This window comes from Nonomuraea sp. NPDC003707 (genome assembly GCF_053587055.1).
On record NZ_JBSFNK010000007.1, the window covers coordinates 51,755 to 67,288 of the forward strand.

Sequence of the window (15,534 nt, forward strand, 5' to 3'; positions counted from 1 at the left end):
GCGCCCCTCAAATCAGGTCGTCGCCTGGCATAGGTCTGTGGGTCCTGCTCTGGGACGGCTCCCGTGAGCCGTACACGGGTTGTTCCGCGCCCTTGCCCCGGTCGTCGTCGACGCCGAGGAACTTGCCGCCGGTCAGCGGGATCGGGCGTCCCGGGCGCAGCGGCTCCAGCTCCTGCCCGGACGGGTCGCGGACCAGGACGGTCTGGCCGCCGCCCCGGCGGGCCGTGTAGCCGGTGCCGAACGTGCGCACCAGGCGGCCGGCGGAGATCTCGAAGGTGAACTCGGGTCCCTCGCCGAGAGGCGCCTGCATCTTGCTGACGTACGGCTCGCCCGGCCGGTCGAAGAGGTAGAAGGTCAGCTCGCTCGGATCGGCCGCCCGCATCCGCGCGCGCCTCCTGAGGAGCAGCAGCGGCAGGGCCACCGCCAGGATCAGCAGGAGGACCAGGAGGGCCTGGAGCAGCCGCTGCCACAGCGGCGTGGGCGGCTGCACGTCGACGTCGACGAACTCCTCGGCCACCACCTGCCCGGCCGCGTCGACGACCTGGACCGAGCCGCCGACCTGGCCCTTGGGCGCCTCCGCGCCGATGCGCAGCTTGAGGGCGTGCTCGGAGGCGCCCGCCGGCGCCTGGAGCCGCTGGACGGACAGGCTCACCGTGCCCGGGACGTCGACGAGCCGCAGGGCGAGCTGGGCGGGCTCGGCGTCGTTGGTCACGCGTACGGTGCCGGCGACCTCCCCGCCCGGCTCGACGGTGGCCGCGTCGAGCTGCACCTGGGCGCGGAGCCGGTCGGCGGGCCCGGCGACGCGCGTCGCGTAGGGGCGCTCGTCGCCGGCCACGCCCGGGCCGGTGACCTTGCCCAGAAAGGACAGGGCGCCGGTGGCCGTGGCCGGGATGGTGACCTGGCCGGAGTATTCGCCGTCGCTCTGGGCGCGGTCGGGGCCGTCGCCCGTGTCGCGCAGGTCGACGGGGAGCTCCTGGAAGCCGTCGCCGGACATCCGGGCGGTGAAGCGCAGGCCCTCCAGCGCCGCCGGGTCGGTGATCGTGCCGGTCCTGGTCTGCAGGCGCAGCCGGACGGCCACCTGCTCGCCCGGACGCGGCCGGGGGTTGCTCAGGGAAATCGAGGCGCGCAGCGCGCCCTGCCAGACGACGGTCGCGCTGACGTCCTGGCGGCTGACGCCCGGCGGCGAGGTCAGCTGGACCCGCCACTTGCCGGGCAGCGGGTTGCGGATGCGCAGCGACTCGACCGGGCCGGCCTCGCCGGCGACCTGGAAGGTCGAGTCGTTCTGCTCGCCCTGTTTGGGCACCTGGTTGCCGTCGGGGTCGAAGTAGGTCACCCGGATGCGCCGGTCGCGCTTGACCACGACGATCGAGCCGTCGGTCGCGATGATCGGGATGTTGACCTGGAGGTCGACGGTGGCGTTCGGCTCGAGGGAGTCGGTGACCGACTGCTCGATGCCCGCGCACCGGGCGTAGGCGAACGCCTCCAGCAGCGATCGCTCCACGTCCGCCGAGGTCGCGACCACCCTCGCGCGGGGCGTGGCCGTCTCCTGGTCGCCGCAGGGCTGCCGCCAGCCGCCCGCGGCGAAGGCGTCGAGGCTCGTCTTGTCGGCCGAGCCGAAGCCCAGCGGCCAGATCTGCACGCGCGCCTTCTCGGCGTCCCGCAGGCTCCGGTCGATCTGCGCCCGGGCGTTGCGGTTGCGCGCCTGGGCGTCGGCGCCGTACTGCGGGCTGTTCCTGACGTCGAGGACGCCGTCGGTCAGCAAGAAGACGATCTTCGCCCGCTGCTGGTCGTCGGGCGCGTTCATGATGTCGAGCGCCTGCTCCAGGGCGGCGGCGTGGTCGGTGTCGCCGCCCTCGCCGCTGTTGCGGCGGCGCAGCTTCTCCACGCACCGGCTCAGCGACTCGCGGTCCTGGGCCGTCTCCACTCCGGTCAGCGGGCAGGCGATGTCCACGGCCGCCTGGCCCGGGCCGTTGGAGCTGCCGAAGCCGACCACGGCCACCTGCGACTGGGGCGAGAGCTCGCTGAGGGCGATGAGCTGGGAGGCGGCCCGTTCACGGGCGACGTCCTGGCCGGACAGGCTGCCCGACTCGTCGACCAGGACGACCACGCGGACGGGTTTGACGTCGGAGGGCTGCGAAGCGCTCGCGGCCGTAGGTAAGAGCGCCACGGCAGCGGTCATGGCCAGGGCGAGAAGGGACCTGAGGGATGAAGTGACGCGCACATTTCCTCACAGTTGCCGTTTTACCTATCCGCAGAACGGAGAGAGGCCACCAGAAGTTTCTGCCGCAGTTATGGACGCAATGGAAGTCTGATTAATGGGGTCCGAAATTTAGCCTCGACGCAGACATATGGCAATCCTAAGGGGAGAAATGGCGGGTCAGGCGGCAGATGAGCGATGTGTGAATCCGCTGGTCACATTAGCCACATTAGTCACTTGACTCACAAAACCGACATAAGGGGCATTTCCTGTCAGGGGCGGTGGGCGCGGATGATGAGGTCGGCGGCGTCGGCGGCGATGGCGTGCCGCCGTTCGGGCCGCAGCGGCAGCATCCCGTACGCCGTCTCGACCCGTCCCTCGGTGATCACCAGGTACGAGAACTGGCGCGCCGCCCTGGCCGGGTCCGGGACCCGCAGCCGGCCGTCGGCGTCGCAGTCGCGCAGGTAGTCCACCACCGCGCGGTCAGCCGACGCCGAGCTGCCTCGCCAGGTGCGCTGGAGCTCCGGATGGTGCGCCACCTCCGCGATGGTCAGCCGGTGCAGCGCGGACACGCGGGGTGAGAGCGCGATGTCGAGGATCCGCCCGCCGAGCGCGGTGAGCCCCTCGCGCGGATCCCCGCTCAGGACGATGTCCGCCGTGCCGTCCGCGTCGCCTGCGCTCACCGCCGACCTGGCCTCCTGGATCGCGGCCAGGAACAGTTGCTCCTTGTCCCCGAAATGGCCGTACACCGTCTGCTTGCCCACCCCCGCCACCGCGGCGATGGCGTCCACGCTCGCCCGGGCGTACCCCTGGTCGGTGAACACCTTGATCGCGGCGTCGAGGATGGCCCGGCGCTTGGCCGGGGAGCGTCGCGGGCCGTGCTCGGCCATGGTCTGTACCCACTTTCTCCGGATGAGGGCTAGTCTACGAGACGAGACGGTCTAGTCTAGTTTAGGGAGCGACGATGGACGCCGACGTCATCGTGGTCGGGGCCGGGCCCGTGGGGCTGCTGCTCGCCGCCGAGTTACGGCTCGCCGGAGCCAGGCCGCTGGTGCTGGAACGGCTCGCCGAGCCGAGCGCCGAGCCCAAGGCGCGGGGGATCGGCCCGCTGGCCGCCGAGGCGCTGCGCCGCCGGGGGCTGGGCGGGGCCCTGGACGCGTACCGGGAGCAGGGGCTCGCCGACAAGGCGCGCGACCACGGCAGCGAGAAGGGGCACTTCGCCCAGATCTTCAAGATCGACCCCGCGCTGCAGGAGGAGCCGGACCGGGTCGGCGCGCCGATCTGGCAACGGGACCTCGAACGGGTCCTCGCTTCGCTCGTTGGAGACGAGGGCGTCGTGATGCGTGAGTGCGAGGTCGTCTCCCTGGCCCAGGACGACTCCGGCGTCACCGTCACCGTCGCCACCCCGGCCGGGGAGCGGCGGTTCTCCGCGCCGTACCTGGTCGGCTGCGACGGGGGACGCTCGACGGTGCGCAAGCGGGCCGGGTTCGACTTCCCCGGCACCGAGCCCACGAGCGTCGTACGGCGGGTCCTGACCGACGCCCCCGGTCTCGACCGCCTCCCCGCGTCGGGCTGGACCTCCACGGGCAGGCTGATGCGGGCGCCCGGGATGGTGGCCACGATCGAGTTCGACGGGTTCCCCGAGGATCGCGGGCTGCCGCTGACCGCCGGGGAGATGCGCCGGAGCCTGCTCAGGGTGACGGGAGTGGACGTCGAGATCGCGCGGGTGCGCGGCCCGCTGCGGTTCACCGACGGCGCGCGCCAGGCGGCCACGTACCGGATCGGCCGGGTCCTGCTGGCCGGCGACGCCGCCCACGTCCATTCGCCGAGCGGCGGCCAGGGGCTCAACCTCGGCCTCATGGACGCCGTCAACCTGGGCTGGAAGCTCGCCGCCACCGTCGCCGGGCGCGCCCCCGAGGGGCTGCTCGACACCTACACGGCGGAACGCCACCCCGTCGGCGCCGCCGTCCTGCACAACACGCGCGCCCAGTCCGCGCTGTCGTTGCCGGGAGAGCACGTGGCGGCCATGCGCGACATCGTGTCGGACCTGCTCGACCTCCCGGACGTCAACCGCTACTTCGGCCGGATGCTGAACGGGCTCGGCACCCGGTACGCGTTCCCGTACCCGGCCACGCACCCGCTGACCGGCCGCTCCTGCCCGGATCTGCGGCTGGTGACGACTCCGGGGGAGACCCGCACGATCTCGGAGCTGTGCGGGGGCGGGCGGGCGCTGCTCGTCCACGCGCCGTCGCAGCCGGAGGTCGAGCGGGTGGCGGGGCCGTGGCGCGGGGCGCTGGACGTGGTCGAGGCGACCGTGAAGGATCGCGACGATCTGGCGGCGGCGCTCGTCCGGCCGGACGGAGCGGTCGCGTGGGCGTCCGGCCCCGGTCCCGCCGACACGGTCACGCTGACGGCCGCCCTCGGCACGTGGCTGAGGCCCTGACCGCCACCGCGGCCTTGACTGAGCGTGTCTGGTGCTTTTGGGGTTGATGTCAAGAATGCCCTAGTTTCTCTAGTTTGCTCACTGTCACTACGATTTCTGCGTGCCTCCTGAGCAACAGAACACGACAGCCGTCTTCGTCAACCAGAGTGGACGGCGTCGAAGGCTGATCATGATCGGCTCGATCGTCGCGAGCGTCCTGGCTCTCGCGCTGCTCGCCGTCGTGCTCGCAGGAATGTTCTCCAGCACCACGCTCTCGGTGAACGGCTGGCCGGGCGACCGCTCAGGAGCGGCGGACGGCACGGCTTCGCCGGACCGCACGCCGACGCCTTCGCCGAAGCGGTCCGAGCGGCCGACCCCCTCCGCGACCCGCCCGGAGACGACACGCCCGCCGTCGCGCCGGCCGACCCCCAGAGCCACCGGCCAGGTCCGGCCGTCGGCGACGTCCGGGCAGACCTCGTCGCAGCAGGCGCGGCCCACGCCACGGCCCAGCACGGATCCGGCGCCGAGCAGCGACCCCACCACGGATCCCGCGTCCGATCCCACCACCGGCCCCGCGGACAACGAGGCGCCTGGCCAGACCAAGACGCCGCCGGGACTCGATCCGAACCGGACGAAGGGCCCGAAGAAGTGAACGGCCCACCCTGGCACGACAAGCTGGTCTGGCCGGCCGCGCCGCTCCCCGCCTGGCAGGACCACACCGCCCGGCAAGGCGACGAACGGCCGCACGACCCGACCGCGCCGCCCGTGCCGACCGCGAGACCCCCGGCCGACCCCAAGGGCCACTGGTTCCCGCTCGCCGTCTGCATGCTGCTGGCCGCCGCCGCGCTGGTGCTCAACGGGTACGTGACCAACGTCGGCGGCGAGACGCAGGCGCCCCCGCCCTCCACGGACTCCCCGACTCCGGAGCTGGAGAAGGCCCGGCGCGGCGGCCCCGTCCTCAACATCACGGCGAACGGGCCCGCCAGCGCCCGCCTGCCGGCCAGGACCATCGCGCTGACGTTCGACGACGGCCCCGATCCGGCGTGGACCCCGCAGGTGCTCGACATGCTGAAGAAATACGGCGCCAAGGCCACCTTCTTCACCGTCGGCTCCAAGGTGGCGCAATACCCCGACCTGGCGCGGCGCATCGTCGCCGAGGGGCACGAGCTGGGCAACCACACCTACTCGCACGCCGACCTCGCGGCGCTGCCCGCCTGGCGGCTCAAGCTGGAGCTGTCGCTGACGCAGCGGGCGCTGGCCGGGGCGACCGGGCTGCACACGACGCTGGCCCGCCCGCCGTACTCCTCGACCCCCGCGGCGATCTCCGGGCCGCAGTGGGCCGGCATGAAGGCCCTGGCGGCCGAGGGCTACCTCGTCACGCTGACGGACCTCGACACCAAGGACTGGAGCCGCCCCGGGACGGCGAACATCGTGGCGTCCTCGCTGCCGGCCAGAGGCCGGGGCGCCGTCGTCATGATGCACGATTCGGGTGGCGACCGGCGGCAGACCGTCGAGGCCGTCGGGGCCGTCCTGCGGGAGCTGACCGGCAAGGGCTACCGCGCCGTCACGGTGACCAAGGCGCTCGGCATGCCCTCGGCGCACCAGCCGGCCGGCGGCGCGGAACGGTTCGCCGGCTCCGCGCTCAACCTGGCCCAGCGGGCTTCGGAGACGTTCGCCGGCGTGCTGGCATGGGTGCTGCTGGCCGCGGGAGCGCTCACGGTGGGGCGGCTCGGCTTCTTCGCCGTGCTCGCCTGGGTGCACGCGGCCCGCAACAGGGGCGGCAGGCGGCGCAAGGGCCGCGCGCCCGTGTGGTCCGCGCCCCCGCCGGTGACCGTGATCGTGCCCGCCTACAACGAGGCGGCCGGGATCCAGGCGACGGTGCGGTCGCTGGTCGAGACCACGTACCAGGGCCCGCTCGAGATCCTCGTGGTCGACGACGGCTCGACCGACGGCACCGCCGAGCTGGCGCAGGCGCTGGGGCTGCCCGGCGTACGGGTGATCCGCCGGCCCAACGGCGGCAAGCCGGCCGCGCTCAACACCGGCATCGCCCAGGCCGCCCATGAGCTGCTCGTCATGGTGGACGGCGACACCGTCTTCGAACCCGCCACGATCGGCCACCTGGTCCGCCAGCTCGCCGACCCCGCGGTCGGCGCGGTGAGCGGCAACACCAAGGTCGGCAACCGGCGCGGCATGATCGGGCGCTGGCAGCACATCGAGTACGTCATCGGCTTCAACCTCGATCGGCGCGCCTTCGAGCTGCTCGACTGCATGGCCACCGTGCCCGGCGCGATCGGGGCGTTCCGGCGTTCGGCGCTCGTGGCCCTGGGCGGGGTGAGCGCGGAGACGCTGGCCGAAGACACCGACCTCACCATGGCAATGTGCCGGGCCGGATGGCGCGTGGTCTACGAGGAGAAGGCCCTGGCCTGGACCGAGGCCCCGACCTCGCTCGGCCAGCTGTGGAAGCAGCGCTACCGCTGGTGCTACGGCACCGTGCAGGCGATGTGGAAGCATCGGCGCGCCGTCCTCGAACCAGGCCCGTTCGGCCGCCGCTGCCTCGGCTACCTGACGCTGTTCCAGGTGCTGCTGCCCCTGCTGGCCCCCGTCGTCGACCTCATGGCGATCTACAACACGGTCCTGGGCGATCCGCTCCCGGTCGTCGCGGTATGGGCCGGTTTCGTGGTGGTGCAGGCGCTGACGGGCTGGTACGCGCTCCGCCTGGACGGAGAACGCGCCTCCGCGCTCTGGGTGCTGCCGCTCCAGCAGTTCGTCTACCGCCAGCTCATGTACCTCGTGGTCATCCAGTCCCTGGCGACGGCCCTGCTGGGCGTGCGGCTGCGCTGGCACACCGTACGGCGGGAGGGCACGTTCAGCGACCCCGGGCCCGCGGCGCCGGCCCCGCACGGAATCGACGGCGCCGAGCGGTTCGCGGACGCGAGGTGAGACGCGTCAGGCGGTGTGCGGCAGGGGTTCGAGCATGCGGTGCGGACGCCGTAGGGCGCGGCTGACGGGGTCGTCCCGGAGGAGGTCGGCGTCGGGGCCGGGGCGTACCTCGATCTCGGTGAGCTCGGGACGGACGCCGCAGGCCGGGCACATGCCGTATCCGTCGATCCTGGTGTCGCAGGGCACGTGGCAGAAGATCCGCCGCGGCTTGCCCGACAGGTGGCGTTCGCCCCAGCTGCTCAGGGCGAGGGCGGCCGGCCAGAGCTCCTGCCCCATCTCGGTCAGGACGTACTCCTCGCGCGGCGGCGACTCCTGGTAGCGGTGGCGGCGCAGGACCCCGGCGTCCACCAGCGTGGTCAGGCGCTGGGACAGCACGGCTCGCGGGATGTCCAGGTGGGCCAGGAAGTCGCCGTAGCGGCGCACGCCGTACAGGGCGTCGCGGACGACGAGCATCGTCCAGCGCTCACCGACCAGCTCCAGGGAGCGGGCGAGCGAGCAGTCCTGGCCGTCGTAGTTCTTGCCGAGCGCCATGACCCCCAGGGTAATTCATTCATTGAACCTTGGCGTGTTAGCGTGTGCCTCCACAGTTCAATGAATGAACCAAGGAGACGCCGTGACACTCACCCGATCGGCTCCCGCCACGACGACCCCGCACGCGGCGGGCACGGTGGCCGTGGCGGCCTGCGCCGCCGCGCTGCTCGCATTGGTCAACTACACGGTGCCGATGGTCACGCTGTCCCAGGCCGCCGCCGACCTCGGCTCGGGCCCCACCGGTCCCGCCTGGATGCTGAACTCGATCTCGCTCGGCCTGTCCGCGCTCCTGCTGGTCGCGGGCGGGCTCGCCGACGACCACGGGCGCAGGCGCGCCTACGTCGCCGGCACCTGGGCGCTGGCCGCCGGAGCCCTGCTGGCGGCGCTCTCCGTGAACACCGCGATGTTCGTCGTGGCCAGGCTGGTGCAGGGCGGGGCGAGCGCGGCCATGCTGGCGGGCAGCCTGGGCATGCTCGGCCACGCCTACCCGGGTGGCCCGGACCGCGTCCGGGTGACCGGGCGCTACGGCGCGATGCTGGGGTTGGGCATCGCCCTGGGGCCGCTGCTGTCCGGCTCGATCGCCGCCGCCTGGAGCTGGCGCGGCGTGCACGTCCTGATCGCCGTCGCCGGCGCGGTCCTGGCCGTGGCGGCCGGCCGGGTGCTGCCGGAGTCGCGCAGCGACCGCCGCCGCCCGCACGACCTGCCCGGCGCGATCACCCTGGCGCTCGGCACCGCCGCGCTGCTCGCCGGGGTCACCGAGGGCCGGCTGGGCTGGAACCGGCCCGTCGTGTACGCGTCGTTCGCCGCCGCGGTCGTGCTGCTGGCCGCGTTCGCGCTGATCGAGAACCGCCGCCGCGAGCCCCTCATCGAGCTCGGCCTGCTGCGCCGCCCGCTCTTCCTGGTGGCCACCTCGGGCGCGTTCGTCACCGGGATCGCCGTCATCGGGATGATGAGCTACCTGCCGACCGTGCTCCAGGTGACCCGTTCGCTCACCCCGCTCACCAGCGCCGTGCTGTTCTCGCTGTGGTCGGGCATGTCGTTCCTGGCCTCCCTGCTGGCCCGGCACCTGCGCGTCCACTCGGGCGTCCGCCTCGCGCTCGGCCTGCTCCTGTCCGCCGCCGGAGCCGTGCTCACGCTCGGGGTCGCGGACGCCGCCCCCTGGACGCGGGTCGTCGCCGGCCTGGTGGTGGGCGGCGTCGGCAGCGGGCTCATCAACGCCTCGCTGACCCATCTGGCCATCGAGAGCGTGCCGCTCGCCCGGGCGAGCATGGGGTCGGGCGCCAACAACACCGCCCGGTACGTCGGCTCCTCCCTGGGCGTGGCTGCCATGGCCACCACGATCGGCGCGCTCGGCTGGCAGCACGGCACCGACGTCACCACGGTCGCCTACGCCGCCATCGCCGCCCTCGCCGCCGCCCTCACCCTCACCCTCGGCCGCTCCCGCACATGAGCGCGTCGCGCCGTCGGACCGTGGCGGGCTCAGGGGAGGTCGCGCCGTCGGACCGTGGCGGGCTCAGGGGACGAGGACCAGGCGGCCGCGCAGGCCGCCCTTGGCCAGGCGGCGGTGGGCGGTGGCGACCTGGTCCAGGGGCAGGGCCTCGGCCACGCGGAGGGTGAGGGAGCCGGCCTCGACCAGCGCGACCAGGTCCGCGAGGCGGGCGCCGTCGGCGCGGATCCAGTGGTCGAACACCTGGGTGCCACGCAACGGCAGCGGCGCCCCGCCCGCGACCAGCGCGGCGAAGAGGCCGCCCGAGCGGACGGCGTCCAGGGCCGCCGCCCCGGTCACCGCGGCGTCCAGCGCCCCGTCCACGCCGCCCGGCACGAGAGCGCGTACGGCCTCGCCCAGCCGCGCCGTACGCGGCACGAACCACTCGGCGCCGAGCCCGCGCACCAGCGGCTCGTCCTCGGCGCCGGCCACCGCGACCACCCGCAGCCCGCGCGCGGCGGCCAGCTGCACGGCGAACCCGCCCACGGCCCCGGCCGCGCCGGTGACCAGCAGCGTCCGCCCGGCGGCCGGCTCCAGCCGGTCGAGCGCCTGCACCGCGGTGAGCCCGTTGAGCGGCAACGTCGCGGCCTCCACCGGCGAACGGCCCGACGGCGCGCGGGTGACCGCGTCCGCGTCGAGGACGACGTACTCGGCCTGGGCGCCGAGCGGCACGTCGAGGCGGTCCGACAGGCCGATCACCCGCTCGCCCGGCACGACACCGGTCACGCCGGGGCCCACCGCGTCCACGATTCCGGCCACGTCCCAGCCGATGCCGATCACGTCCCGGGCCGGCAGCAGGCCCGCCTCGCTGAGAGCCCCGGACCGGGTGGCCAGGTCGACGGGATTGACCGTCGCCGCCTCGACCCGGACGCGGACCTGCCGCTCCCGGACCGCGGGCACCGGCACGTCCGCGATCTCCAGCACCTCGGGCCCGCCGAAAGCGTGAATGACGACTGCTCGCATCGATAACTCCCTCATCAAGTTTCGCTGCGACAAACCTACGGAGAGCTGCTCTCCATCGGGAAGTACGCACTTCGAGGTGCGTACCGCACGCGGACGAGCGCGGCTCGGATGGCTTCTACCGCCGAACCGGCACCCTCCAGCACCTGCTGATCATGGTCTATCCCGGACGCGGCGCGCGATGGCCCGTCACCGCTGAACACGGAGAGTATTCGCTGGCGACCCGGTACCCGTATATCCGCAGATCAGCCATCATGTTGGGAAGGGGATACACGGGTGAGCGTCACCCGTGGTGATACGGGGAGGCCGGAATGAGATGGTGAAACGGCTGTTTCCACGCTCGATCCGGGCGCGGCTGACCACGGTCGCGACACTGGCGGCGGCGGTCGTCTTCACCATCACGGCCGCCATCACGCTCGCCACCGCGCCCGCCAATCTGCGCGGGGCCGTGCAGACCAGACTCGAGCTGGCCGTCCGCCGGGTGGCCGGCGAGCTGGAGTCGGGAGAGTTCCACACGGTGCTGCAGACCCCGTCGCGGGTCCAGCTCCTGCAGGTGGTCTCGGCCCGTGGCAACGTGATCGCGACCAGTCCCGGCGTGAGCAACATCCCGACCCTGATGAGGTTCCGGGCGGACCAGCCCGAAAAGATCTACATGACCGAGCTCACGCTGTCCCCCCATCTCACCGAGCCCGAGGCCCACTACCTGGTCATGGCCCTGAAGGTGAGCTCGCCGATCGGCGTCACCACGGTGTACGGGGCGGCCTCGCTGACCGACGTGGACAAGGCCATCAAGTGGGTGGAAGTCCTGATGTTCCTCGGCATCCCGCTCATCCTGCTGAGCGTGGCCGGCATCGCGTGGGCCGTGGTCGGGGCCGCCCTGCGCCCGGTCGAACGCGTACGGGCCGAGATGGCCGAGATCACCGGCCAGGACCTCAGCAGGCGCGTGCCCGTGCCCGACACCGGCGACGAGATCACCGACCTGGCCACCACCACCAATCACACCCTCGACCGCCTCGAACGCACGGTCGAGACCCAGCGCCGCTTCGTCGCCGACGCCTCCCACGAGCTCCGCAGCCCCATCTCGGCCCTGCGAGCCCAGCTGGAGGTGGCCAGCGCCTATCCCGACGAGACGGACTGGAGGGCCACCGGCGAGCAGGCGCTGGCCGCCGCCGACCGCCTGACCGGCATCATCGACGAGCTGCTGATGCTGGCCCGGCTGGACGCCGGCGCGGTCGGCGAGCGCCGCGTGGTGGACCTGGTCCGCGTGGCCGAGGAGCAGGTCAACCGCCGCGCGGGCGGCCGGGTGCCGATCGTCGCCGACCTGTGCGTCTCGGCGCCGGTCTACGGCTCGCCCCTGCAGCTCGACCGCCTGCTGACCAACCTGCTCGACAACGCCACCCGCCACGCCGCCACCCGGATCGACCTGGAGGTGGCCGTGGACGGCGACAAGGTGACCGTCACGGTGACCGACGACGGCGACGGCATCCCGCCGCAGGACCGGGAGCGGGTCTTCGAACGCTTCACCCGCCTGGCCCCCGCCAGGGCCAAGGACAAGGGCGGCAGCGGCCTCGGCCTGGCTCTGTGCCGCGACATCGCCGCGGCCCACGACGGCACCCTCAGCCTCGCCGACCACTCACCCGGCGCCCGCTTCGTGGCCGTCTTCCCGGTGCCCGAGCGCTCCTGACATCGCTGTTCGGAACTTTTCGGAACACGGCGTATTCCTTGTTGGGCCCGGCCGCCCGGGCCAAGGTGAAGGTCATCCAGGTTCCCGTACCTCCAGCCATCCGTGCAGAGCACAGGGAAGGAATCACCCCGATGACCGCGACGATCGCAAGACTCGCCGACAACCTGCTCCAGCGCCTGGTCCCGCGCGCCGAGGCCGCGGCGGCCTGCCCCGGGTGCGGCTCCGACTGCCAGACCCGCTGCTGCACCACGGGGGCGCGCGTCATGTACATCACGTGCTGCCCGAGGATCGGCAGCACCGGCTGCAACTGCTACTCCCGAGGCGACTGCTGACCGACGAGGGCGACGGCCGTCACCCGTGCCCGGCACGCGGTGACGGCCGGGTGAGCCCCGGGCTCGCCGGCTCGCCGTGATCGTCTCCCGTCTCGACGAGCTCGTGGAGCTCTTCTCGCCCACCCACAACGAAGGGGAACAGCATGACCGTGCTCGTCGTCGCCGTGGTCCTGGTGGCAGCGCTCTGCCTGCTGGATCTGCTGCTGACGTTCGGGGTGATCAGACGGCTCAAGCAGCACACCGTTCACCTCGAGGACCTGCTGCAGCGCCGCTACCTCGGCCAGGACATGCTGCCGGTCGGCTCGCGGATCGGTGAGTTCGAGGCGGTGACGGCCGACGGGCGGATCGTGTCCGGCGGCACGCTGACCGGCAACACCGTGGTGGCGTTCTTCTCGACGGAGTGCGGGCCGTGCAAGGAGGCGCTGCCGGGCTTCGTGGAGGCGGCGCGGGAGACGCCGGGGCAGGTCCTCGCCGTCGTCGCCGGTGACGCGGAGCGCGCGACCGAGATGGTCGAGCGGCTGGCGCCCGTGTCGCTGGTGGTGGTGGAGGAGATGGGCGGGCCGGTCAGCCGGGCGTTCGAGGCCAACGCCTTCCCCGGGTACTGCGTCGTGGACGCCGAGGGGTACGTGATCGCGACCGGGCCCGACATCATGCGGTCGCCGGTCGTGGCGATCGGGTGAGGTCGACCGCCGGACAGGCCCTGGCGCTGGTGTGGCGGGCCGCCTCCGGCACCCTCCTCGCCTCCCTGGCGAGCGTGCTGCTCGCCTCGGCCGTGCCCGTGGTCATGGCGTGGCTGACCAAGCTGATCCTGGACGGCCTCGTCACGGGCGGCGTACTCCTGCCGCTCGCGGCGGGCCTGGCCGCGAGCGGGCTGGCGGGGGCGCTCGCTCTGCAGGCGGGGCAGTATCTGCGAGCCGAGCTGGACCGGCGGGCCGGGCTGAGCGCGCGGGCCGGGCTGTTCGCGGCGGTCGAGCGCTGGCGGGGGCTGGCCAGGTTCGAGGACCCGGCCATGCTCGACCGGCTGCGGCTGGCCGAGCAGAGCGCCGCCGCGCCGGGCCGCGTGGTGGACGCGCTGTTCGGCCTCGGGCGCGGGGCTGTGACGCTGGCCGGGTTCGTCGGCTCGCTCCTGGTGATCAGTCCCGCGTTCACCGCCGTCGTGATCGGCTCGGCGCTGCCCGCGCTCGTCGCGGAGCTGCGCCTGGCGCGGGGGAGGGCGCGGGTGCAGTGGGAGATCGGCCCGGCCGAACGCCGCGAGCTGTTCTACGGCCACCTGCTCGGCAGCGTGGACGCCGCCAAGGAGATCCGCCTGTTCGGCCTCGGCGGCTTCCTGCGCGGCCGGATGATCGCCGAGCGGCGGTCGGTGGACGCCGCCAAACGCGGCCTGGACCGGCGGGAGCTGGCCGTGCAGAGCGCGCTCGCGGCGCTGTCCACGCTCACCGCCGGAGGAGGGCTGATCTGGGCCGTCGGGAGCGGGATGTCGGTCGGCGACGTGTCGATGTTCATCGCCGCGGTGGCCGGGATCCAGGGCGCGATCGAGGGCCTGGTCGGCTCCACCGGCCAGGCGCACCACCAGCTGCTGATGTTCGGGCACCACGCCGCCGTGCTGCGCGCCGAGCCCGACCTGCCCTCACCGGGGACGGGCGGGCCGCCGCCGCTGCGGCGCGGCATCGAGCTGCGTGACGTGTGGTTCCGCTACAGCGAGGAGCATCCGTGGGTGCTGCGCGGGGTCAGCCTGTTCATCCCGTACGGCCGGTCCGTCGCGCTGGTCGGCCGGAACGGCGCCGGCAAGAGCACGCTGGTCAAGCTGCTGTGCCGGTTCTACGACCCGCAGCGGGGCGCGATCCTGTGGGACGGCGTGGACCTGCGCGACCTCCCCGTCGAGGAGCTGCGCGCCCGGACCGGCGCGGTCTTCCAGGACTTCATGGCGTACGACTTCAGCGCCGCCGACAACATCGCCGTGGGCGACCTGGCGGTGCTGGGCCGGGCGGCCCCGGTCGAGGAGGCGGCGCGGCGGGCCGGGGTGCATGACGTCCTGGCGCGGCTGCCCCGCGGCTACGACACGCCTCTGACCCGCATGTTCTTCGGCGAGAGCGAGGACGGCGAGCAGGAGACGGGCGTGCTGCTGTCGGGCGGGCAGTGGCAGCGGGTGGCCCTGGCCCGCGCCTTCCTGCGCGGTGACCGGGACCTGATGATCCTGGACGAGCCGAGCGCCGGGCTGGACGCCGAGGCCGAGTACGAGGTGCACAGCCGGCTGCGGGAGATCAGGGCGGGCCGCACCAGCGTGCTCGTCTCGCACCGGCTCGGCTCGATCCGGGACGCGGACCTGATCGCGGTGCTGGTCGAGGGGCGGGTGGGGGAGCTGGGGCGGCACGACGAGCTGCTCGCCCGTGGAGGTCTGTACGCGAGCTTGTGGGCGAAGCAGGCCTCGGGATACATCGACGCGGAGGAGCAGCGCATCCCATGATCTTCATTGTCGTCGCGGCACTCGTGGCCGTGCTCTTCTGGGCGCTCAGGAAGAGGTACCTGGTGGTGACGGTGCGGGGGTACAGCATGCGGCCCTCCTACCTGCCCGGGGAGAAGGTGCTGGTACGGCGGACCGCCGCGGCGAAGGTCCGGCGCGGTCAGACCGTCGTCTTCGAGGCGCCGGGCCGTACGGGGGAGGGGGCGGTGGCGGAGGCCGCGCCGCCGCCCGGCTCCTTTGTCGTGGACGTGGGTCTGCTGATCAAGCGGGCGGTGGCCACGGGCGGCGATCGCGTGGACTTTCCCGTTCCCGGGGCGGGGCCGGTCGTGCCGGAGGGGCATCTGGCCGTGCGGGGCGACAACGTTGACGAATCCTTCGACTCCCGAGATTTCGGATATGTCCCACCAGAGCGGGTGGTGGGCGTCGTGGTGCGCCGCCTCGGAGCACCTTAGCCACGCGGGTCGCCTGGTGTGCGGGTCGCTTTGCGGTGCGAATCGCCTTTGCGCAGGTCACTGCCCGCG

General features: G+C 73.1%; 13 protein-coding genes. 9 read left to right on the forward strand and 4 right to left on the reverse strand.

Translation table 11 applies throughout. The features are described from left to right. Nucleotides 1-7 precede the first annotated feature (7 nt). Nucleotides 8-2,167, reverse strand: a complete 2,160-nt coding sequence (locus ACWDRB_RS19895; protein ID WP_449895706.1) for a vWA domain-containing protein — start codon at nt 2,165-2,167, stop codon at nt 8-10. 302 nt (nt 2,168-2,469) lie between these two features. After that, nucleotides 2,470-3,087, reverse strand: coding sequence for a TetR/AcrR family transcriptional regulator (locus tag ACWDRB_RS19900; protein WP_449895708.1), 618 nt, complete (start codon nt 3,085-3,087; stop codon nt 2,470-2,472). Nucleotides 3,088-3,161: 74 nt separating this feature from the next. On the opposite strand from ACWDRB_RS19900, the gene ACWDRB_RS19905 reads away from it, so the two are divergent. From ACWDRB_RS19905 to ACWDRB_RS19915, 3 genes are all read left to right on the forward strand, one after another. Further along, entirely contained in the window at nt 3,162-4,640 is a 1,479-nt protein-coding gene (locus tag ACWDRB_RS19905) for an FAD-dependent monooxygenase (RefSeq protein ID WP_449895710.1), read from the forward strand. 100 nt (nt 4,641-4,740) lie between these two features. Then, nucleotides 4,741-5,271 carry a hypothetical protein gene (locus ACWDRB_RS19910; RefSeq protein WP_449895712.1) on the forward strand — a complete coding sequence of 177 codons (531 nt, stop codon included), beginning with the start codon at nt 4,741-4,743 and terminating at the stop codon, nt 5,269-5,271. Next, complete coding sequence (locus ACWDRB_RS19915) at nt 5,268-7,559, forward strand: bifunctional polysaccharide deacetylase/glycosyltransferase family 2 protein (RefSeq protein WP_449895714.1); 2,292 nt, start codon at nt 5,268-5,270, stop codon at nt 7,557-7,559. The genes ACWDRB_RS19910 and ACWDRB_RS19915 overlap by 4 nt, the downstream gene beginning before the upstream one ends. 6 nt (nt 7,560-7,565) lie before the next feature. On the opposite strand, the gene ACWDRB_RS19920 is transcribed toward ACWDRB_RS19915, so the two are convergent. Further along, nucleotides 7,566-8,090 (reverse strand): winged helix-turn-helix transcriptional regulator, encoded by a 525-nt coding sequence (locus ACWDRB_RS19920; RefSeq protein ID WP_350739386.1) that lies wholly within the window; start codon nt 8,088-8,090, stop codon nt 7,566-7,568. Nucleotides 8,091-8,172: 82 nt separating this feature from the next. Here ACWDRB_RS19920 and ACWDRB_RS19925 point away from each other — a divergent pair, with 82 nt between their 5' ends. Further along, nucleotides 8,173-9,540, forward strand: coding sequence for an MFS transporter (locus ACWDRB_RS19925; protein ID WP_449895716.1), 1,368 nt, complete (start codon nt 8,173-8,175; stop codon nt 9,538-9,540). 63 nt (nt 9,541-9,603) lie between these two features. Here the strand turns inward: ACWDRB_RS19925 and ACWDRB_RS19930 are convergent, their stop codons facing one another. Then, a complete protein-coding gene (locus ACWDRB_RS19930) occupies nt 9,604-10,539 on the reverse strand; it encodes an NADP-dependent oxidoreductase (protein WP_449895718.1) in 936 nt (311 codons plus the stop codon). 313 nt (nt 10,540-10,852) lie between these two features. On the opposite strand from ACWDRB_RS19930, the gene ACWDRB_RS19935 reads away from it, so the two are divergent. The 5 genes from ACWDRB_RS19935 to ACWDRB_RS19955 all read left to right on the forward strand — a co-directional run bounded on the left by ACWDRB_RS19935 (nt 10,853) and on the right by ACWDRB_RS19955 (nt 15,465). Continuing rightward, nucleotides 10,853-12,220, forward strand: a complete 1,368-nt coding sequence (locus ACWDRB_RS19935; protein WP_355198007.1) for a sensor histidine kinase — start codon at nt 10,853-10,855, stop codon at nt 12,218-12,220. A 131-nt stretch (nt 12,221-12,351) separates the two neighbouring features. Further along, on the forward strand, nt 12,352-12,552 hold the full coding sequence (locus tag ACWDRB_RS19940; RefSeq protein WP_350739375.1) for a hypothetical protein: 201 nt from the start codon (nt 12,352-12,354) through the stop codon (nt 12,550-12,552). A 143-nt stretch (nt 12,553-12,695) separates the two neighbouring features. Further along, the gene (locus ACWDRB_RS19945) at nt 12,696-13,232 is read left to right on the forward strand and encodes a TlpA family protein disulfide reductase (protein ID WP_397373754.1); all 537 of its coding nucleotides are present in this window, start codon (nt 12,696-12,698) and stop codon (nt 13,230-13,232) included. Beyond that, entirely contained in the window at nt 13,229-15,016 is a 1,788-nt protein-coding gene (locus ACWDRB_RS19950) for an ABC transporter ATP-binding protein (protein WP_449895722.1), read from the forward strand. Before ACWDRB_RS19945 ends, ACWDRB_RS19950 begins: the two co-directional genes overlap by 4 nt. Beyond that, nucleotides 15,013-15,465 (forward strand): S26 family signal peptidase, encoded by a 453-nt coding sequence (locus ACWDRB_RS19955; RefSeq protein WP_449895724.1) that lies wholly within the window; start codon nt 15,013-15,015, stop codon nt 15,463-15,465. Before ACWDRB_RS19950 ends, ACWDRB_RS19955 begins: the two co-directional genes overlap by 4 nt. The last annotated feature ends 69 nt before the right edge of the window (nt 15,466-15,534 follow it).